General features: G+C 67.2%; 20 protein-coding genes, 1 tRNA gene and 3 pseudogenes. 15 read left to right on the top strand and 9 right to left on the bottom strand.

The annotated features are described in order from the left end of the window. Window positions 1–48 precede the first annotated feature (48 nt). Window positions 49–1350, top strand: a complete 1302-nt coding sequence (locus HWX08_RS00810; RefSeq protein ID WP_069260513.1) for an NCS2 family permease — start codon at window positions 49–51, stop codon at window positions 1348–1350. Between the two features lie 246 nt (window positions 1351–1596). On the opposite strand, the gene HWX08_RS00805 is transcribed toward HWX08_RS00810, so the two are convergent. Beyond that, window positions 1597–1884 (bottom strand): DUF1488 family protein, encoded by a 288-nt coding sequence (locus tag HWX08_RS00805; protein WP_011354308.1) that lies wholly within the window; start codon window positions 1882–1884, stop codon window positions 1597–1599. Between the two features lie 241 nt (window positions 1885–2125). Beyond that, window positions 2126–2401 carry a DUF2964 family protein gene (locus HWX08_RS34660; RefSeq protein WP_319000523.1) on the bottom strand — a complete coding sequence of 92 codons (276 nt, stop codon included), beginning with the start codon at window positions 2399–2401 and terminating at the stop codon, window positions 2126–2128. Window positions 2402–2672: 271 nt separating this feature from the next. On the opposite strand from HWX08_RS34660, the gene HWX08_RS00795 reads away from it, so the two are divergent. From HWX08_RS00795 to HWX08_RS00760, 8 genes are all read left to right on the top strand, one after another. Continuing rightward, window positions 2673–4583: a sigma-54-dependent Fis family transcriptional regulator gene (locus HWX08_RS00795; protein WP_069260514.1), complete on the top strand. Its 1911-nt coding sequence runs from the start codon at window positions 2673–2675 to the stop codon at window positions 4581–4583. Window positions 4584–4665: 82 nt separating this feature from the next. Next, window positions 4666–4968 (top strand): 2Fe-2S iron-sulfur cluster-binding protein, encoded by a 303-nt coding sequence (locus tag HWX08_RS00790; protein WP_069260515.1) that lies wholly within the window; start codon window positions 4666–4668, stop codon window positions 4966–4968. A gap of 56 nt (window positions 4969–5024) precedes the next feature. Further along, entirely contained in the window at window positions 5025–5519 is a 495-nt protein-coding gene (locus HWX08_RS00785) for an SRPBCC family protein (protein ID WP_174920859.1), read from the top strand. A 93-nt stretch (window positions 5520–5612) separates the two neighbouring features. Further along, a complete protein-coding gene (locus HWX08_RS00780) occupies window positions 5613–5990 on the top strand; it encodes a DUF2946 domain-containing protein (protein WP_069260517.1) in 378 nt (125 codons plus the stop codon). A 302-nt stretch (window positions 5991–6292) separates the two neighbouring features. Beyond that, complete coding sequence (copC, locus tag HWX08_RS00775; RefSeq protein WP_107311834.1) at window positions 6293–6658, top strand: copper homeostasis periplasmic binding protein CopC; 366 nt, start codon at window positions 6293–6295, stop codon at window positions 6656–6658. 82 nt (window positions 6659–6740) lie between these two features. Then, entirely contained in the window at window positions 6741–7187 is a 447-nt protein-coding gene (locus HWX08_RS00770; RefSeq protein WP_174920860.1) for a copper chaperone PCu(A)C, read from the top strand. Between the two features lie 30 nt (window positions 7188–7217). Next, the gene (locus HWX08_RS00765; protein ID WP_174920861.1) at window positions 7218–7391 is read left to right on the top strand and encodes a hypothetical protein; all 174 of its coding nucleotides are present in this window, start codon (window positions 7218–7220) and stop codon (window positions 7389–7391) included. A gap of 99 nt (window positions 7392–7490) precedes the next feature. Then, window positions 7491–8120 carry a LysE family translocator gene (locus HWX08_RS00760; protein WP_174920862.1) on the top strand — a complete coding sequence of 210 codons (630 nt, stop codon included), beginning with the start codon at window positions 7491–7493 and terminating at the stop codon, window positions 8118–8120. Window positions 8121–8135: 15 nt separating this feature from the next. Here HWX08_RS00760 and HWX08_RS00755 read toward each other — a convergent pair whose 3' ends face one another. Next, window positions 8136–9458 (bottom strand): leucine-rich repeat-containing protein kinase family protein, encoded by a 1323-nt coding sequence (locus HWX08_RS00755; protein ID WP_174920863.1) that lies wholly within the window; start codon window positions 9456–9458, stop codon window positions 8136–8138. A gap of 140 nt (window positions 9459–9598) precedes the next feature. Here HWX08_RS00755 and HWX08_RS00750 point away from each other — a divergent pair. Beyond that, a tRNA-Leu gene (locus tag HWX08_RS00750) sits at window positions 9599–9683 on the top strand. A gap of 298 nt (window positions 9684–9981) precedes the next feature. Here the strand turns inward: HWX08_RS00750 and HWX08_RS34740 are convergent. Beyond that, window positions 9982–10119, bottom strand: a pseudogene (locus HWX08_RS34740) (MFS transporter); the annotation flags it as partial. Beyond that, complete coding sequence (locus HWX08_RS00745) at window positions 10089–10850, bottom strand: SDR family oxidoreductase (protein WP_174920864.1); 762 nt, start codon at window positions 10848–10850, stop codon at window positions 10089–10091. The pseudogene HWX08_RS34740 and the gene HWX08_RS00745, both read right to left, overlap by 31 nt. A 42-nt stretch (window positions 10851–10892) precedes the next feature. Here HWX08_RS00745 and HWX08_RS00740 point away from each other — a divergent pair, with 42 nt between their 5' ends. The 4 genes and pseudogenes from HWX08_RS00740 to HWX08_RS00725 all read left to right on the top strand — a co-directional run. Then, window positions 10893–11870 carry an AraC family transcriptional regulator gene (locus tag HWX08_RS00740; RefSeq protein WP_107311838.1) on the top strand — a complete coding sequence of 326 codons (978 nt, stop codon included), beginning with the start codon at window positions 10893–10895 and terminating at the stop codon, window positions 11868–11870. Window positions 11871–11942: 72 nt separating this feature from the next. Beyond that, a pseudogene (locus HWX08_RS00735) lies at window positions 11943–12797 on the top strand (AraC family ligand binding domain-containing protein); the annotation flags it as partial. 47 nt (window positions 12798–12844) lie between these two features. Further along, window positions 12845–13252, top strand: coding sequence for a DUF2000 family protein (locus HWX08_RS00730; protein ID WP_069260524.1), 408 nt, complete (start codon window positions 12845–12847; stop codon window positions 13250–13252). A 180-nt stretch (window positions 13253–13432) separates the two neighbouring features. After that, window positions 13433–13516 (top strand): annotated as a pseudogene (locus HWX08_RS00725) (DUF2000 domain-containing protein); the annotation flags it as partial. 41 nt (window positions 13517–13557) lie between these two features. Here HWX08_RS00725 and HWX08_RS00720 read toward each other — a convergent pair. The 4 genes from HWX08_RS00720 to HWX08_RS00705 all read right to left on the bottom strand — a co-directional run bounded on the left by HWX08_RS00720 (window position 13558) and on the right by HWX08_RS00705 (window position 16907). Continuing rightward, window positions 13558–13908, bottom strand: coding sequence for a VOC family protein (locus HWX08_RS00720; RefSeq protein ID WP_069260525.1), 351 nt, complete (start codon window positions 13906–13908; stop codon window positions 13558–13560). 65 nt (window positions 13909–13973) lie between these two features. Continuing rightward, window positions 13974–14897: a DMT family transporter gene (locus HWX08_RS00715; RefSeq protein ID WP_107311841.1), complete on the bottom strand. Its 924-nt coding sequence runs from the start codon at window positions 14895–14897 to the stop codon at window positions 13974–13976. 13 nt (window positions 14898–14910) lie between these two features. Beyond that, entirely contained in the window at window positions 14911–15897 is a 987-nt protein-coding gene (locus tag HWX08_RS00710; RefSeq protein ID WP_069260527.1) for a 2OG-Fe(II) oxygenase family protein, read from the bottom strand. 29 nt (window positions 15898–15926) lie between these two features. Then, complete coding sequence (locus HWX08_RS00705; protein WP_069260528.1) at window positions 15927–16907, bottom strand: hypothetical protein; 981 nt, start codon at window positions 16905–16907, stop codon at window positions 15927–15929. Between the two features lie 132 nt (window positions 16908–17039). On the opposite strand from HWX08_RS00705, the gene HWX08_RS00700 reads away from it, so the two are divergent. Next, window positions 17040–17891: a LysR substrate-binding domain-containing protein gene (locus HWX08_RS00700; protein ID WP_174920866.1), complete on the top strand. Its 852-nt coding sequence runs from the start codon at window positions 17040–17042 to the stop codon at window positions 17889–17891. Window positions 17892–17955 lie beyond the last annotated feature (64 nt).

Below are 17955 nucleotides of genomic sequence, written 5' to 3'. Positions count from 1 at the left end.
AATTCGGCACAACAAGCAACACGACAACCCGACCGGAGAAACGCCTTCATGGAATCCATCAAGCGGTATTTCGGCTTCGCTGAAGCCGGCACCGACTTCCGCACCGAAATACTCGCGGGCGTCACCACGTTCCTGACAATGGCCTACATCATCTTCGTCAACCCCGCGATCCTAGGCGATGCCGGCATGCCGAAGGAATCGGTGTTCGTCGCGACCTGCCTCGTCGCGGCGCTGGCGTCGATCATCATGGGGCTGTACGCGAACTACCCGATCGCATGCGCGCCCGGCATGGGCCTGAACGCGTATTTCGCGTACACGGTCGTCAAGGGGATGGGCTTCACGTGGCAGGCCGCACTTGGCGCCGTGTTCATCTCCGGCTGCCTGTTCCTGCTCGTCACGCTGTTCCGCGTGCGCGAGGCGATCGTCAACGGCATTCCGAAATCGCTGCGGATCTCGATCACCGCGGGTATCGGCCTGTTCCTCGGCATCATCTCGCTGAAGACGTCGGGCGTGATCGTCGGCAACCCGGCCACGCTCGTCACGCTCGGCGACCTGCACAAGCACGACACGATCCTCGCGATCGTCGGCTTCTTCACGATCGTCACGCTCGACCACCTGCGCGTGCGCGGCGCGATCCTGATCGGCATCATCGGCGTGACGATCCTGTCGTTCTTCTTCGGCGACAACCAGTTCCACGGCGTGTTCTCCGCGCCGCCGTCGATCGACGCGACGCTGTTCAAGCTCGACATCGGCGCGGCGCTGTCGACCGGCGTCATCAACGTGATCCTCGTGTTCTTCCTCGTCGAGCTGTTCGACGCGACCGGCACGCTGATGGGCGTCGCGAACCGCGCGGGCCTGCTCGTCGAAGGCAAGATGAGCCGGCTGAACAAGGCGCTGCTCGCCGACAGCACCGCGATCGTCGCGGGCTCGGTGCTCGGCACGTCGTCGACCACCGCGTATATCGAAAGCGCATCGGGCGTGCAGGCCGGCGGCCGCACGGGCGTGACGGCCATCACCGTCGCCGTGCTGTTCCTCGCGTGCCTGTTCATCGCGCCGCTCGCCGGTGTGGTGCCCGCGTACGCCACGGCGCCGGCACTGCTGTACGTGTCGTGCCTGATGCTGCGCGAAATGGTCGAGGTGCCGTGGGACGATGCGACGGAAGCCGTGCCGGCCGCGCTGACCGCGCTGCTGATGCCGTTCACGTACTCGATCGCGAACGGCGTCGCGTTCGGCTTCATCGCGTACGGCGGCCTCAAGCTGCTGACGGGCCAGGCCCGCTCGGTCAAGCCGATCGTGTGGATCATCGCGGCCGTGTTCCTGTTCCGCTTCTTCTATCTCGGCAGCGAGTGACGGATGGCGCTTCGGCGCGATGCATGACGGGAAACGCCGCCTTCGGGCGGCGTTTTTTGTTTTCGAACGATCTCTTCTGCGATCCTGATGAAATGACGCGCCTGGTGATGCCGACGCACGCGCAGCCGACGCGGCCCGCATACGAAAATGCCGCCCGGCCCTCGCCGAACGGCATTGCACGGACAAGCGACGTCTTTCCACGCGCGCATCGTCAGCGACGCGCGCCGCAAGTCGAACGTCGTGTCGTCAGCGCCAGTTCGCCTCGTAGAAGCGGACGTAGCCGCTGCGCAGCGTCACGCATTGCGCGCGCGTCTCCGACAGCAGGCGCCGCGCCGCCGCCTCGATGCGGTCGCGATGCTGGTCGAATGCGCCGACCATGTCCTCGAAGCGCGGCGATGCCGCGCCGAAGTGATCTTCCAGCGCCTCGGCGGTGATCTGACACTGGACGCGCTCACCATTGACCAACGCAGTGAACGCAAGCATCAGGTCTCGCCCCGAATATTCGGGCTTCTCGTTCGTGAAATGGATCTGCATGGGGAGCCGCCTCGACCGGTAGAAAACGAATGACCGCGTCCGTCGTCCGCCACCGGCCGGACGAAATGTACGCGGGCTCGCCGGCGGAGGCACCGTCCGCGGGGATATGGCGCGGACGACGCATGCCGGTTGCTTTCACTTTAGACGGTTTCGCGCAGGAGACAAATTTTCCGGTGTGCGTCGTTCCAACGCGCATTTCGTCTGATCAGCGCGGCATCCGGCACCGTTTCGGCAACCGGCGTCAATGAGGATCGTTCGGCCAGACGTTGAGCGCGATGGCAGCGGTCGTGGCGCCCACCGCAATCGCGGCCGCCCCGTATCGCACCGCATCGGTCAGATCGAACAGCAGCCCGTGGATCGCCACGGCGATGCCGCCCAGCATGATGAACGTGGCGATGGCCGCCAGCACGACTCTCAGTTCCGTTCGAACCATGATGCGTCTCCCGAACGGATGCATGTCGCGTCGCATGCATGTTGCAATGCGGAACACGGCGCGTGCGTGCTCCACTTCCATCATTGCAGGCGGGCGCTTAAAAGCAAGGGGATTTTGTTCGCGGTCGCGCATCGTACGCGGCGCTTGTATGATGATGCGTACCCGGATGGCCGGCGTTCGCACATCGATGGTGCGCCGCACGTGAAAGCGGGAATCCGCAGCGGATTTCGGCGAGTGCGTGGGGGCGGTATGCGTTGGCGTGCCGAGCGCCGTTGGCTGCGAATAGTCCGCGGCGACGGCGAACGCTGACGCGTTCATTGCTGCCGACCGCAGAGCATGGGACAGGAGACAAGTCATGCCGCAACCCTTCGTGCTGCCCGCCGCCGCGGGTCGCACCGACCTGCTCGCGCAGGCGCATGCGCGTTCGACCGCGGTCGGCCTGCGCGCGCACGAATGCCCCGATTTCTCGCCGCTGTCGCGTATCGCGCTGCGCGAACTGCTCGACACGAATCACACGCTGTTCTCGCACGCGCGCCCGGTGATGGAGAATCTCCACGCGCAAATCGCCGACACGCAAAGCCTCGTGCTGCTGACCGACGCCGACGGCGTGATCCTGCACAGCATCGGCGACGCGGATTTCATCGAGAAAGCCAATCGCGTCGCACTGTGTACCGGCGTCTCGTGGGCGGAAGGCGCGCGCGGCACCAACGCGATCGGCACCGCGCTCGCATCGGGCCAGGCCGTCGCGGTGCACGGCGACGAACACTTCCTGCACGCCAACCACATCCTCACCTGCTCGTGCGCGCCGATCTTCGATCCGTTCGGCCGCACGCTCGGCACGCTCGACGTCAGCGGCGATCCGCGCGGCTCGAGCCCGCACACGCTCGCGCTCGTGCGGATGTCCGCGCAGCTGATCGAGAACCACCTGTTCGCGAACCAGTGCGCGGAAGCGTTGCGGCTGCGTTTTCACGCGCACGAGGAATGCGTCGATTCGCTGTTCGCCGGGCTCGTCGCATTCGGCCCCGACGGCGGGCTGATCGCCGCGAACCGCAGCGCACAATTCCAGCTCGGCGCGTCGTTCGACGCACTGCAGCATCAGGCCAGCGACGCGCTGTTCGGCATGCGCTTCGGCCAGCTCGCCCAGCAGGCCGCACGCGCACCCGGCGCGATGTTCCGCCTCACGCTGTCGACCGGCGTACGCGTGCTGGCGCGCTGCGAATTCGCGGAAGCGCACAAGACCACCGTCGCCGTCACGCCGCCGGCGCCCGCCGCCCGCGTGCGCACACCGGACCCCGACGCGATCACGTTCGCGACGCTCGATACGGGCGACGCGCGCATGGCCGCCGTGCTCGAACGCGTCGCGAAGATCCGCGGGCGCGACCTGCCGCTGCTGATCCTCGGCCAGACCGGCACCGGCAAGGAATGGCTCGCCCGCGCCCTGCACCACGCGTCGCCGCGCGCGGACGGCCCGTTCGTCGCGGTCAACTGCGCGGCGCTGCCCGATTCGCTGATCGAGGCCGAACTGTTCGGCTACGAGGACGGCGCGTTCACGGGCGCGCGCAAGCGCGGCAGCCCCGGCAAGATCGTGCAGGCCGACGGCGGCACGCTGTTTCTCGACGAAATCGGCGACATGCCGCTCGCGCAGCAGGTCCGCCTGATGCGCGTGCTGCAGGAACGCGCGGTAATGCCGCTCGGCGGCGCACGCGCGGTGCCGGTAGACGTGCGGGTGGTGTGCGCGACCCATCGCGACCTGCGCGCGATGATCGCGGAAGGCACGTTCCGCGAAGACCTGTTCTACCGGATCAACGGCCTCGCGGTCACGCTGCCGGCGCTCGCCGCACGCACCGATCTGCCCGCGCTCGTCGACCGGATTCTCGCGCGGCTCGCGCGCAGCGAACCGATGCCGCGCCGCATCGCGGCCGACGTGCTCGACGCGTTCACGCGCCACCGCTGGCCCGGCAACCTGCGCCAGATGACCAACGTGCTGCGCACGGCCGGCATGCTGGCCGAAGACGAAGCGGAAATCACGCTCGCCCATTTGCCCGACGATTTCTGGCTCGACTGCGACGACACACCGGCCGCACCATCCGCAGCACCGGCCGCATCCGCCGCTGCCGCCGGCACGCGCGAAGGCACGACGCTGCAGAGCCATCAGGCCGCGGTGATCGATGCCGTGCTCGCGCGCCATGGCGGCAACGTGTCGGCGGCGGCGCGCGAACTCGGTCTCGCCCGCAATACCGTGTACCGGCACCTGCGGCGGCATTGACGCCGGCGGCCTGCCGGCGCCTGCCGCCGACGCGTTCGGGTATGCTTGGCGCGTTGCCGCCGAACCGCCGCCCGCCTCCGCCATGACCGATCCGGACCACCTTCCCCTCGTGCGCATCGAGCCGCTCGGCGCGACCTTCGATGCGCCCGATACGCTGACGCTGCTCGAAGCCGCCGCGTTCGCGCGCGTGTCGCTGCCGCGCTCGTGCCGCAACGGCACGTGCCGGAGCTGCCTTTGCCGGATCGTCAGCGGCAGCGTACGCTACACGATCGAATGGCCAGGGCTGAGCCGCGAGGAAAAGGCCGACGGCTACACGCTGCCGTGCGTGGCAGTCGCGACGTCGGACCTCGTGCTCGACGTGCCCGACGCGGTCATGCTCGACTAGTACGGCGCGCGCTCGCGCGCGCCGTCCGGAAAAGGTTGATCCCTGTGGAGAACGTCATGACCCAGCAAACCGATCGCATCGAAAAACAGGCCCTGCTCAACGCATCGCCCGATCGCGTGTGGGAAGCCGTCAGCAATTCCGGCGAATTCGGCCAGTGGTTCGGCGTCTCGTTCGACGGGCCGTTCGTCGCCGGCCAGCCGCTGTTCGGCCGCATCACGCCGACGCGCGTCGACGACGACGTCGCGAAAGCGCAAGAGCCGTACGCGGGCACTGTGTTCGAAATCGTCGTCGACCGCGTCGAGCCGAAGCAACTGTTCTCGTTTCGCTGGCATCCGTTCGCGATCGACCCGAATATCGATTACGCGTCCGAGCCGATGACGCTCGTCACGTTCACGCTGGCCGCGCAGGCCGGCGGCACGTTGCTCACCGTCACCGAAACGGGCTTCGACCAGTTGATCGAAGCGCGCCGTGCGCAGGCGCGCGACATGAACGATCACGGCTGGGCCGCGCAGATGACGCTGATCACGAAATACCTGGCGAAGCACGCGTAGCGCGCTGCAACGCCGCACGTCCGTGTCGCCATGCGACCCGGCGTGCGTGGCATAATCCGCTCCATCGTCGTCCATCGCCGCCCCGCGCATCGCATGCTGAGTCGTCGCCTCCGGAAGATCGGCAGTCTGATCGGGATGCTCGCCATCCTGCTGACGGCGCTCGCGCCGACGATCTCGCAGGCACTGACGACGCAGCAGCGCGTCGATACGCTGCTGGCCGGCTACTGCACGGCCGCGCCGGCCGCTGGCGACGCCGCCGCCGATTCGTCGCAGAAGAGCCTGCAGGCCCACCTCCACGCATGCGGCTATTGCAGCCTGCTTGCTCACACGCCCGCACTGCCCGCGCCCGAACTCACGTTCGCGGCCAACGTGCACGTCATTCAGCACCGCGAAGCGACCCGCTTCGACAGCCTGCGCCGCGCGCTGCCGCTCACGGCCGCGCAACCGCGCGCCCCGCCGTTCACGTCCTGAATCGTCGTCAACGCCCGTGATGCCGTCGCGCATCACGGGGCCCGCGCACGCCGCCGGCGTGCGCGACGTGTCACGTTTCGAAGGACGTTCATGTCTCATCGCGTTGCGTGCGGCCTCGTGCCGTGCGTGCGGCCGGCCGCTTCTGGTCCGGACTGTCGCACCGGCATTCGCCCGCGTGCGAACGGCCGGTCGCGCACGTTCGCGCCGACGTCGCCCGCCATCGGTGCTGCCGTGACGATGCGCATGCATCCGGCCGTCGAATCCGTGTCGCGCCATCCGCTTCGCCATTCGCATACCCAACCATGAAAACTGCCACTTTCGTTCGCGGCGCACTCGCCGCACTCGGCTTCGTCGTCATCCACGCCGCCCACGCCCACGCGTTCCCGAAGACGCAGGAACCCGCCGCCGATTCCACTCTTTCGAGCGCGCCGCACGCGGTCACGATCGGCTTCAGCGAAGCGCTCGAGCCGGCTTTCAGCTCGATCGCCGTCACCGACAGCCACGGGCAGTCGGTCGTCGACGGGAAATCGTCCGTCGACGCCGGCAACCGCAAGCGCATGCACGTCGCGCTGACCAGCCTGACGGCCGGCACCTACACGGTCGCATGGATCGCGGTGGCAAGCGACGGCCACCGTACGCAAGGCCACTACTCGTTCACGCTCAAATGATGCATCGCGATGCGCATCGACGGGCCACGCCGGTCGCATCGTCACCACTTCCCGTCGAATTCATCCATAAGGACAACCAATCATGAAACGCTCGATGTCGACCGGCCTGCTGTTCGCGCTGCTGGCCCTGCAAACCCCCGTCACGTTCGCCGCGCCGGCCGTGCAGGCGGAAAACTGCTGGATCCGTGCGATGCCGGCCACCGTTCCGTCGTCCGGCTACTTCACGCTGAAGAACGACGGCGACGCGCCCGTCACGCTGACGGGCGTCGACACGCCCGCGTACGGGATGGCGATGCTGCATGAAACGCAGACGAACGGCAGCACCGCGAAGATGGTCCACGTCGATGCCGTCGACGTGCCCGCGCACGGCACGGTGACCTTCAAGCCGAAGAGCTATCACGTGATGCTCGAGCAACCGCGCCAAGCCGTCGCGCCCGGCGCGAAGGTGCCGTTCCGGCTGCATTTCGCGGACGGCTCGACGGTCGCCGCGACCTGCGACGCCAAGGCGCCGACCTACTCCGGCCAGTAACGCCATCCGCCCCGATCGAAGGAGACGCACATGAAACACCGCCTGCCGCTGGCCGACCTGATCGTCCGCTACCGGACGCCGCTGAACCTGACCGTGATGATCGTCTGCGGGATCTGGGCCGGGTGGATCGCGTGGATGACGCGGCCCGCCGCGATCGATACGCCGCCGTCGATTCCCGCGTACTGCATGCGCGACGCCCGCTGACGCGCCGCGACGGCACGGTTCCGGCGCAGGCGTGCGCCATTTATTGGCGTGGCATCATCGCGTCATCCCGATCGCCGGAACCGCCTCCCGGAGCACCGCATGGCCATTCAGACCTGGATGCTGTTTGCCGCAGCCTATCTCGCCACGACGCTGTCGCCGGGGCCGAACGTGCTGCTCGTCATCCGCAACACGGTGCGCTACGGCACGCACGGCACGGCCGCGACGATCGCCGGCAACCTCGCGGCGCAAGGCGTGGTCGTGATACTCGTCGCGCTCGGCGTCGGGGCGGTGCTGGCCGCGATGCCGCCGCTGTTCGTCGCGATGAAGGTGATGGGCGCCGCGTACCTGATGGTCGTCGGTGTCCGGCAACTGCGCGGCGATCGCAACGCCGCCGCTTCTGCCGGCGCGGCGGACATCACGGTGCCCGACCGCCGGAAACTGTTCCGCGAAGCGCTGTTCGTATCGGGCAGCAATCCGAAGACGATGATCTTCCTGTCGGCGTTCATGCCGCAGTTCATCGTGCACGACCGGCCGCTCGCACTGCAGTTCGTCGTGATGTACGCGACGATCGCGTGCACCGTCGTCGTCGTTCACAGCGTCTATTCGGCCGGCGTGCGCCGGTTCCATCGCGGCTTCGGCATGAGCCGCGCGGTGCGTGCGCTCAAGCGCGCGAGCGGGCTGCTGTTCGTCGGGCTTGGGATCAAGCTGCTGACCGCGCGGCAGGCGTAAGCAGGCGCGACGCCGTCACGCGTGCGCGGCCAGTTCGGCCGCGATCTCGTCGAACGACGGCCGTGCAGCGACGTCTTCGCTCACGCAGGCCGCCGCGAGCGCATCGAGCGCCTCGCTGCCGGCCCACGTGCGCGGTTCGCATCGCGCGAGCAACTCGCCAAGCAGATGGCCGAACGCACGCACCTCGACTCGCTCGAACCCGGCGGCGCGCGTACGATCGCGCGCATCGTAGAGCGACGCCGCGCCGAAATCCCCGAGCAGCGCCGCGCCTTCGCCGTCGTGCAGGATGTTGTGCGCGTACAGGTCGCCATGCATGATGCCGCGGGCATGCAGATGGCCCGCCACCGACGCGATGCCATGCGCGATCCGCACCGCTGCCGCCGGTTCGAATTGCGCGTCGGCCGCATACACGTCGCGCGTGCAGGTCGCGAAGCTCGGCGGCCCGGCGAGGTTCGTCAGCGCGGGATCGACCAGTTCCATCACGAGGCCGTGCGTGCCGTCGGGATGCCCGCGCACCTTGCCGATCACCGGGATCACGTTCGGGTGGCGGCCGGCGTGCAGGCACGCGGCCATTTCGCAATCGGGCAGACCGTCGCTCGTCACCGCGCCCTTGAACAGCTTGACGGCGACCGCCCGTGGCGATTGCCCGTCCGCACGCCACTGCGCGCGGTAAATGACGCCCGATGCGCCCTCGCCCAGCTTCTGCTCGCAGGCGAGCGACGCCCAGTCGACGTCCACGACTTCGGGCCCGGCCGACGCCGCGGCTTCCGGCGCGGCGCCGAACGGATTGCCTGCGGTGGCGAGCCACGCGAGGCGCGGCAGGCGCAGCAGCCAGTCGGGCAGTTCGTCCAGCCGGTTCGCGGACAGCCGCACCAGCTCGAGCGCGCGGCATGCGGCCATTTCGGCGGGCAGCGCGCGCAGCCGGTTGCCCGCGAGCATCAGCTTTTGCAGCCGCGTGCAGTCGCCGATGTCGGCGGGCAATGCGTCGATTGCGTTGTCGGTGAGGATCAACCAGCGCAGCGCGCGCGGCAGCGATCCGCGCGGCACGGTTTGAATCCGGTTCGCCTTGAAACCGATCATGTCGAGCTGCCCGCACGCGCCGAGCACGTCGGGGAAGGCGGTGAAGCGGTTGCCGGACGCGAACAGGATGCGCAGGCGGTGCAGCCGCGGGAGGTCGTCCGGCAGCGCGGACAACGCATTGCCGGTCAGGTCGAGCACTTCGAGCGTGTCGGCGAGATCGAAGATTTCGCGCGGGAATTCCGTCAAGCCGCATGCGAGCTTGAGTTGCCGTGCGCCGGCGAGCTGGCCGGCCTGCAGTTGTTCGAGGGTGTGGGTCACGCGGAGAAAACAGGTGGCGGTTGCGACGATCGTCGGGTCGATCGCCCGGATTTTACCGGGATCGCCGGCAGCATCCGACGATCGCGTCACACCCCCTTCACAAACGCGCAACGTCGCGCTAGAATTGCGCCCCTTGCAGTGCCGACGTGGTGAAATTGGTAGACACGCTATCTTGAGGGGGTAGTGGCGAAAGCTGTGCGAGTTCGAGTCTCGCCGTCGGCACCAAATGCGGTTACCCCGCATGCACCGCAGTTCCGGAAACCCGCGACAGCACGACGCTTCGCGGGTTTTTTGTTTGGGATGTGCGGCCGTCGCAAGGAGCGCCGGCAAAAATGTCAGGACAATCTCGTGGCCCTTCGCAATGTCGGGCCGTCCCATGCCGCTCGGTCAGATCGATGCGTCATCGCGACATCCAGAAACCGTGCGTGCGACAGCATCGACTCACCGCCGGGCGATCCGCGCTGCAATGCTGCACCAATGAATACGACAAGCATTGCAGCGGTCGAAACCTCTCAGATGTCGATCACGATGCCCTCACATCGCCCCCCTTCATCACCGCATACACCGCCTCGCGCCGCCGCAACCGCATCGCGATCAGTTCGCCGAGATCGCGCGTGCTCTGCACGGCCGTCACGCCGATGCCGGCGCGCTCGCTGCCGCCCACTCAAGGGCATCGGCGCCGGCCGGAATACGCATCGGGCTCGACGGATCGGTCGCCGCCCGCCACACGGCTTCGGCGACGTCCTGCGCGTGCGTGACCGGCGCGGATGCATCGAGCATCCGCGCGACGCTCGCCCCGACGAATTCCGCATACGCTTCGTGCTCGAAGCCGTGCATGTTCGCGCGTGCGTTGTCGGCGAAGCGCGTGTCGGGCGCACGGCCCGGCAGCACGAGATGCGCGCGCACGCCGAACGGCTCGAGTTCGACCGCCATCGATTCGGTGTACGCATTGACCGCCGCCTTGCTCGCACGGTACGCGCTGACGAGCGGCAGCGCCTTCAGCGTGACGCTCGACGTGACGTTCACGACCACGCCGGCCCCGCGCTGACGAAACTGCGGCAACACGGCCTGCGTAAGCGCGATCGTGCCGATCGTGTTGGTCTCGAACAGCGCGCGCACCGTGTCGAGCGGCAGAAGCTCGGCCGGCGCGGCGGCGCCGAAGCCTGCGTTGTTGACGAGCACGTCGATCGGACCGGCCGCATCGATCGCGGCGCGAATGCTGTCCGCGTTCGTCACGTCGAGCGGCAGCACGCGCAGGCGCTCCGACGGTGGCAGCACGTCCTCGCGCGGCGTGCGCATCGTCGCGACGACCTGCCAGTCGCGGGCCAGGAAATGACGGGCAATCTCGAGGCCGAAGCCGGAAGAACAGCCGGTGATCAGTACGGTCTTCATGCAAACTCCTGTGAGTGCGTTGGGCATGTGTTCGTACGATAGATGGCTGGATTCGTATTCGCTACAATCGAAAATCCGCTTTTCTTTTGCGAGCGTCCGGCAATGATCGACCCGTTGACCGAAGTCGTGACCCTGCTGCAACCCGGTGCGCGACATTCCAAGTCCATCCGCGGCGCCAGCCCCTGGTCGATCAGCCGCACGGTCGCGGGCGAGCCGTTCTATTGCGCGATCCTCGACGGCGGCTGCCGGATCGCGATCGACGGGCATGCGCCGATCGCGCTGCTGCCCGGCGATTTCATGCTGATTCCGGCGGCGTACGGCGTCGCGATGTCCAGCCTCGAACCGCCGCCGCCGGGTGTCGAAACCGCGCCGCCGGTCGCGCTCGATCACGGCGAATTCCTGATCGGAGACCCCGCCAATCCGGTCGATACACGGATGATGGCCGGCAACTGCAGCTTCGGTTCGTCGGACGCATCGCTGCTGGTGTCGCTCTTGCCCCGCTTCGTGCACGTGCGCGGCGAACCGCGGCTGACCACGCTCGTGCAACTGGTCCGCGACGAATCGCGTGCGCAGCGCCCCGCACGCGACATCGTGCTGGCGCGCCTGCTGGAAGTGCTGCTGATCGAGGCGCTGCGCTTCACGTCCGGCACGAACGCGTCGCCCGGCCTCGTGCGCGGGCTGGCCGACAGCCGGCTCGCCGCCGCGATCCGCCGCATGCACGAACGCCCCGCGCATCCGTGGACGATCGTCGAGCTGGCGAAAGAAGCGGCGCTGTCGCGCTCGACCTTCTTCGAGCGCTTCAGCCGCGCGGTCGGCCTCGCGCCGATGGAATACCTGCTCACGTGGCGCATGGCGCTCGCGAAGGATCTGCTCCGCCGCAACGAGGGCCGCATCGCCGAGATCGCGGCGCGCGTCGGCTACAGTTCGGCGAGCACTTTCAGCGTCGCGTTCTCGCGGCACGTCGGCCGGCCGCCCGCGCAATATGCGCGCGACGAACAGGCGGCGGCAAACGGATCATGATGCGCTCCCCAATTCCCGTCGCGCGACCTGCGTACACTATTCGCCGAGCAACGACCACGCGCGCCGCATCCGATGACGACACCCGCGAAGAAACTCGACACGACCGACCACTGGCTCGTCGCACGGCGCGATGCGGAAACCGGCATCGAAAGCCTGCATGCGCATTTCAACGGCCATGCATACGATGCGCACGATCACGACGACATGCTGGTCGGCTTCACCGAACAGGGCGTGCAGCAGTTCCAGTGCCATCGGTCGGTGCATACGAGCGTGCCGGGCCGCGCGATCCTGATCGAGCCGGGCGCGCTGCACGACGGTCATGCGCCGGAAGCCGGCGGCTTCACGTACGGGATGCTGTACCTGCCGCAAGCGTGGGTCGAGCGCGCGGCGCGCCGGCTGGACCTGCCGGGCCTCGGCGGCGTCGAGGCGTCGTTCGGCCATACGCTGGTCGACGACCGCGGCCTCGTCGACGCGATCCGGCACGCGTTTTTCTCGATCCACGGCAACGAAGGCAAGCTCGCGCGCGACCAGGCGCTCGACCGTCTGCTGCTGCGTCTCGGCGGCGAACTGCGCAGCCCGCCCGCGCTGGAAAGCAGCGTCGTGCCGCCGTCGATCGCGCGCGTGCGCGACCTGCTGCACGAACACATGGACGACAACATCGGGCTCGATGCGCTGGCGAGCGTTGCCGGAGTCGACCGGTTCCGACTGACGCGGCTGTTCCAGCGCGCGTTCGGCGCGTCGCCGCACGCGTACCTCGTGCGCTTGCGGCTGCGTACCGCGCGCCGGCTGCTGGCGGCCGGCCGCACGCCCGCGCAGGCCGCCGCGGACGTCGGCTTCGCCGACCAGAGCCACCTGGGCCGCTGGTTCCGCCGCGCGTACCGGATCACGCCGGCCGCGTACCGGCAACTGTGCACAAACGTTCCAGACGGATCGCGCGCCGCATTCGATCATGAGCGCCCCTACGAGGAGCAATCATGTTCGATACCAAGGTAGCGCTGATCGTGCGCGACGATCTCGCGGCGTGGCAAAAACTCAATGTCGTCGCGTTTCTCGCGACGGGCGTCGCGGCCGAAGCGCCCGACGCGCTCGGCGAGCCCTACGAAGATGCGGCGGGACGCCGCTACGGCCGGATGCTGGGCCAGCCGATGCTGGTATTCGCGGCCGACCTGAACGGCCTGCAGGCCGCGCACCGGCAGGCGTTGTCGCGCGAACTCACGATCGTGCCCTACGTGCACGCGATGTTTTCGACCGGGCACGACGCGGCCAACCGCGAAGTGTTTCGTGCCGGCGATGCGGACAATCTCGACCTCGTCGGGCTGGCGCTGCACGGGCCGAAGAAGGCAGTGGAGAAGGCCGTGAAAGGGCTAAGGCTGCATGCGTGACGCACCGCATGTCGAATCGGCGATTCGACGATTCGACGAGGGAGTCGTCGATTCTGTATTAACCCGGATAGATCGCTCTCCTGTAGCCAATTTGACTACGATTGAAGCAAATTTGACTACAAACTCACTCCGGTCAGCACGCAGGCCACCATGTCGAAGCACTATCGGGCACGACGGGGCCGTGCCGGCGATGCGGACAATCTCGATCTCGTCGGGTTGGCGCTGCACGGGCCGAAGAAGGCGGGGGAAAACGCCGTAAAGGGCTGGCGCCGCATGCGCAAACACCGAAGCCGCCGCGCACCGCCTCAGCGATGCGCAAGCACGTTGACCAGCTTGCCGAACGGATCGCGCACGTAAAACCGCCGCACGCCCCAAGGCTCGTCGGCGGGGCCGTATTCGACCGGAATCCCGGCCGCATTGACGCGGGCGAGCGCTTCATCGACATCGTCGACCTCGATCGACAGATCGGGCGTCGGCGTACCCGATCCGCCCTGCGATGCGAAGCTGATCTGCACGTCCATCTGCTCGGCATTGCCGTAGGTCGCGATCCAGCCGTGGTCCATCAGCAGGTCGAGGCCGAAGATGCGCTGGTAAAAGCGCTTTGCGTCGTCGACTGATCGGGTGTCGATATTGGCGACGATCCGTTTGACGATCATCGTGTTCCTTCGCGGTTCGGACAGTACCGCGACGCTACACCGGAACCGCGCGCGCCACCAGTGCGTCAGCGGCCGGCCGCCTCCATGTCCGCCCGCCGCGCCCGCGCGGGCCGCTCGCCGTGCTTGCCGGCCAGCCACACGCCGATCGCGACGACGACGATGCCGAGATAGGTCGTCACCTCGATCCGGTCGCCGAACATCCACGCGGCCCACATCAGCGTGACGGGCGGCTCGAGATAGACGAGGGTCGCCACGCGCGTCGCGGGCATGCGCTTGAGCAGCGCCCACAACGACAGGTACGCGATAAAGGTCGAGAACACCGTCAGCCACACGACGGAGACCCACACGTTCGGCTGGGTCGGCACGTGCAGGTCGCCCGTGACGATCCCGCACGCCGCGAACAGCACGAGGCTCACGCAGCCCTGCACGAACAGCGGCAGGAACAGCCCGTCCTCGTTGCTGCGCGCGGCCGTCAGTGCGCGGCGCCGCTGATAGATCGTCGCGATCGACAGCCCCAGCGCCGACACCAGCGGCAGCAGGTACATGACGAGCCCGACCGAGCCAGCCGGCAGCGCGTACTGCCCGCCGATCACGATGCCCACGCCGGCGAACCCGACGACGAGCCCGGCCCACTGGCGCGCCCCGCTGCGCTCGCTGCCTTCCACCGCCGTCATCGCGGCCGTGATGAGCGGCTGTAACGCGGCGACGATCGCGGCGATGCCGGGCGGCAGACCGTGCTGAATCGCGATGTACACGCAGGTCAGATAGAGGAACTGCGACAGGAAGCCGATCACCGCGTGATAGCGGAGTTTCTCCCAGGTGAGGCGCCCGAGCTGCCGGTTGAGGACGATCGCCAGACAAAGCGTGACGAGCAGGAACCGCCAGAACAACAGGTTGAACGCGCCGGCCGTCTCCGCGCCGAGCTTGGCGCCGATGAAACCGGAACTCCACGACAACACGAAAACGAGCTGGAGCAGGAATAGCTGCATGGGGCGACGGCTCTCAGAAAGTGGCCGGGGACACGCGCTGGTCCTCCAGATCCTCGGGGCGAATCGGTTCGAGCCCGAGGCGCCGGTACTGCAGTTCGGCATCGTCCTTGAGCGCGCGCTGCAGCGCCAGCCAGTTGACGATCGTGCGCGGGATGCCGTCGTCCGACGCGAGATGCCAGAAACCGTTGTCGTCCTCCCGCGTGAGCGGGCAATGAAACGACAGCACCAGCGACATGCGGCGCCCCGACACGACCGGCTCGACGCCATGGAACAGCTTGCTGCCATAGATGAGCAGCGCGTCGCCCGCGTTGTCGAGGTTCGCGGTCTTCACGTGCCGGCGTTCGCGATCGTGGCGGTCGAACGTCTCCGCGGTCGATTCGTAGAACAGAAAGTTTCCGCCCTCGTAGTCGGATCGATCCGACAGCACGATGTTCAGCACGAAACTGGTGCCGTCGGTATGCCACATGCCCAACTGCTCCCGGCCGTCGCGCTGGTCGGTCGGGTAGTAGTAGTTGAACTGCGACCGCGCATTGACCATCGGATACGGAATCAGCGGCGCACCGGCGAGACGGGACACCCTCAGCAGGAACGCACGGTCGTGCATCATGTCGTCAATGAAACGCGAGCGCTCCGTCACCGCACGCACGCGCTTCGAGATGATCCAGTTGCTGCTCGACGCGCTGCGCTCCAGCGCGCGGCCGATCTCGCGCAACGCATCGACCGCTTCGTCGGAAAACAGCCCGCGAAGATGGCACACCGCGTTGAGTGCATCCGAGCGCGTGCCGCGCATCGGCACGTCGCGATAGCCGAGATCGTCGAGGTTGCGCCGGTATCGCACCTCGTAGCCGTCGCGCAGGCAGGCACGGGTCCAGCGCATCGGCTCCGTCGCGGCGTCGAGCGCGCCGTCGACGTTCGCGCCGCCGGAAAGCGACGTCTGCAGCGCGAGCCTCACCCGGTCGATCCCTCGCGCAAACACCGGCAATGCATTTCCCTTGTTCATCGCGTGCCTCGCTGTGGTCGTTTCGGCATTCAGCCCTTGAACTGCGCGATCTGGTACACGACGCTGCCGTCGCCGCTGTGCAGTTCGTCGATCACGCGGCAATTGGCGTGGCTGTGGCGCACGCGGCGGAATTGCTCCGGCGTGTATTTCAGGCAGACGTTGGTGATCAGATGCCCGTCCGCCCCGGCTTTCGACACCGGTTGCAGCGTGACCGCCACATGGAACTGGTCGCCGAGCAGATTGAGCCGGACGATCGACACATGGTGCTGGCCGAGCGGCTCGAAGCCCTGCTGCCGGCTGACGACCTCGGAAAACCGCACCATGTTCTCGTTCTGGTAGAAGGTGTAGATGGGCTCCTCCCTGCCCTCGACCAGCAACTGCATTTCAGACACGACGTAGGTCGACTTGCCGCCGAGATTGCGAATGACCCGGCCGATCGTCACCGGCAGTTCGTTGCCCTCCTGGAACCCGAGCATCGTGATGAACGTCACGTCCTGGCCCTGGTCGATGCGGCCCCACTGCACGTTCCGGTAATCGTCGGCGATGTAGTTGAAACAGCCGGGCGTTTTCAGGAACGGCATGATCGCGTGCCGCATCGCGTCTTCCGACGATTCGTTGATGTCGACGGCCGTGTAGCGCAGATGGTCCGGCCCGCCGCCGCTGACGGCCTTCACGAGCTCGGTCGTCTTGACCGGTTCCGGCCCGAGCTCGATGTAATGCACATCGCGGCCGCGCGACAACGTCGCGAGCCGCTCGCTCAGCTTGCCGATCGCTTCGCGCAACGAACCGTTGCCGTCGCGGTCCGCGCACAGCGCGGGGCTGCGCACGCCCAGCTCGTTCAGGTTTCGCATCAGCGAAAACACCTCGCGTCCGGCTTCCTTCCTCCTCGTATCATCGTCGCCGCGCTTCAGCGTCGAATATTTTTCGTGATTCTCGACCGTCCATACCGATTCGGCCTTCAGCTTCCTGTCGCGCACCAATGCATCTACAACGAAATCGTTGATCGACATGAATCGTTCCCCGGATACGTGCAACGCCCGGCCGGCTGCCTGCCGTCGTCTGCCTGTTGACCCGAGGATAGGGATGCCCAATAATTCCGTCAATCGACATTACCTGAATCACTGATTCGGAATTTCCAAATCATGCCGCGTACCCTGGACGTCGATCTGCTGCGCACCTTCCATGCGGTCGCGAAGCTCGGCCGCTTCAAGGATGCGGCCGCCCACGTGAACCGCAGCCCGTCGTCGGTCACCGCGCAGATTCAGAAGCTGGAAGAGATGGTTGCGCAGCGCCTGTTCACGCGCAACAACCAGGCCGTCGAACTCACGCAGTTCGGCCACAAGCTGCTGAGCGACACCACCGAGTTCCTGCTGAGCCACGACCGGCTCGTCGAGTCGCTGTCGCCGCAGATGCTGACCGGCAAGTTGCGGCTCGGGATCCCCGATTCGTACGCCGCGCACTTCATGGCGGAATTCCTGCCGCGCTTCGCCGCCGACCGGCCGCTGCTCGAACTGACCGTCGAGGCGCGCTCCAGCGAAGAGCTGCAGTCGCTGTTCTCGCGCGGCCAGCTGGACATCACGATTGCCGTGGTGCCGAAAGCGCCGCCGCACGGCGAGCTGCTCAGCAAGACGCACCCGGTATGGGTCGCCGCGCGGACCTTCAAGTTCAATCCCGACGCACCGTTGCCGATCGCCGTGCAGTTGCAGGGCTGCCCGTACCGCGACACCGCGCTGAACGCACTGAGGAAGGCGAAGATCGCGCACCGGATGCTGCTCGAAAGCGCCAGTTCGCCGGCGGTCGAAGCGTGTATCGCCAACGGCCTCGCGGTCGGCCTGATCGAACACGATCGCGTGTCCGGCAACCTGACGAGCCACGTCGCCGGGATCGTGCTGCCCGATCTCCCGCCGCACCTGATCTATATCCTGACGGACGACAGCAATCGCGCCGCGCTGCATCTGCGCGACGTACTGAAAAGCACGTTCAGGATCGGATAGGAAGACAAGGCCGGGAACCGGCCTTGCATGAGAACGCAAAACGGGAAGCGCCGCCGGCCCGTTG

The sequence above is a fragment of the Burkholderia metallica genome, assembly GCF_902832845.1.
Classification (GTDB): Bacteria; Pseudomonadota; Gammaproteobacteria; order Burkholderiales; family Burkholderiaceae; genus Burkholderia; species Burkholderia metallica.
Note: the sequence above shows the minus strand (reverse complement) of the source record. Positions and strands in the feature narration are given on the sequence as shown.

What these genes read in the sequence shown, in the direction of transcription:
- HWX08_RS00810 (WP_069260513.1), top strand. Translation starts at nt 49, where the DNA reads ATGGAATCCATCAAGCGGTATTTCGGCTTCGCTGAAGCCGGCACCGAC.
- HWX08_RS00805 (WP_011354308.1), bottom strand. Translation starts at nt 1,884, where the DNA reads ATGCAGATCCATTTCACGAACGAGAAGCCCGAATATTCGGGGCGAGAC.
- HWX08_RS34660 (WP_319000523.1), bottom strand. Translation starts at nt 2,401, where the DNA reads ATGATGGAAGTGGAGCACGCACGCGCCGTGTTCCGCATTGCAACATGC.
- HWX08_RS00795 (WP_069260514.1), top strand. Translation starts at nt 2,673, where the DNA reads ATGCCGCAACCCTTCGTGCTGCCCGCCGCCGCGGGTCGCACCGACCTG.
- HWX08_RS00790 (WP_069260515.1), top strand. Translation starts at nt 4,666, where the DNA reads ATGACCGATCCGGACCACCTTCCCCTCGTGCGCATCGAGCCGCTCGGC.
- HWX08_RS00785 (WP_174920859.1), top strand. Translation starts at nt 5,025, where the DNA reads ATGACCCAGCAAACCGATCGCATCGAAAAACAGGCCCTGCTCAACGCA.
- HWX08_RS00780 (WP_069260517.1), top strand. Translation starts at nt 5,613, where the DNA reads ATGCTGAGTCGTCGCCTCCGGAAGATCGGCAGTCTGATCGGGATGCTC.
- copC (WP_107311834.1), top strand. Translation starts at nt 6,293, where the DNA reads ATGAAAACTGCCACTTTCGTTCGCGGCGCACTCGCCGCACTCGGCTTC.
- HWX08_RS00770 (WP_174920860.1), top strand. Translation starts at nt 6,741, where the DNA reads ATGAAACGCTCGATGTCGACCGGCCTGCTGTTCGCGCTGCTGGCCCTG.
- HWX08_RS00765 (WP_174920861.1), top strand. Translation starts at nt 7,218, where the DNA reads ATGAAACACCGCCTGCCGCTGGCCGACCTGATCGTCCGCTACCGGACG.
- HWX08_RS00760 (WP_174920862.1), top strand. Translation starts at nt 7,491, where the DNA reads ATGGCCATTCAGACCTGGATGCTGTTTGCCGCAGCCTATCTCGCCACG.
- HWX08_RS00745 (WP_174920864.1), bottom strand. Translation starts at nt 10,850, where the DNA reads ATGAAGACCGTACTGATCACCGGCTGTTCTTCCGGCTTCGGCCTCGAG.
- HWX08_RS00740 (WP_107311838.1), top strand. Translation starts at nt 10,893, where the DNA reads ATGGCTGGATTCGTATTCGCTACAATCGAAAATCCGCTTTTCTTTTGC.
- HWX08_RS00730 (WP_069260524.1), top strand. Translation starts at nt 12,845, where the DNA reads ATGTTCGATACCAAGGTAGCGCTGATCGTGCGCGACGATCTCGCGGCG.
- HWX08_RS00720 (WP_069260525.1), bottom strand. Translation starts at nt 13,908, where the DNA reads ATGATCGTCAAACGGATCGTCGCCAATATCGACACCCGATCAGTCGAC.
- HWX08_RS00715 (WP_107311841.1), bottom strand. Translation starts at nt 14,897, where the DNA reads ATGCAGCTATTCCTGCTCCAGCTCGTTTTCGTGTTGTCGTGGAGTTCC.
- HWX08_RS00710 (WP_069260527.1), bottom strand. Translation starts at nt 15,897, where the DNA reads ATGAACAAGGGAAATGCATTGCCGGTGTTTGCGCGAGGGATCGACCGG.
- HWX08_RS00705 (WP_069260528.1), bottom strand. Translation starts at nt 16,907, where the DNA reads ATGTCGATCAACGATTTCGTTGTAGATGCATTGGTGCGCGACAGGAAG.
- HWX08_RS00700 (WP_174920866.1), top strand. Translation starts at nt 17,040, where the DNA reads ATGCCGCGTACCCTGGACGTCGATCTGCTGCGCACCTTCCATGCGGTC.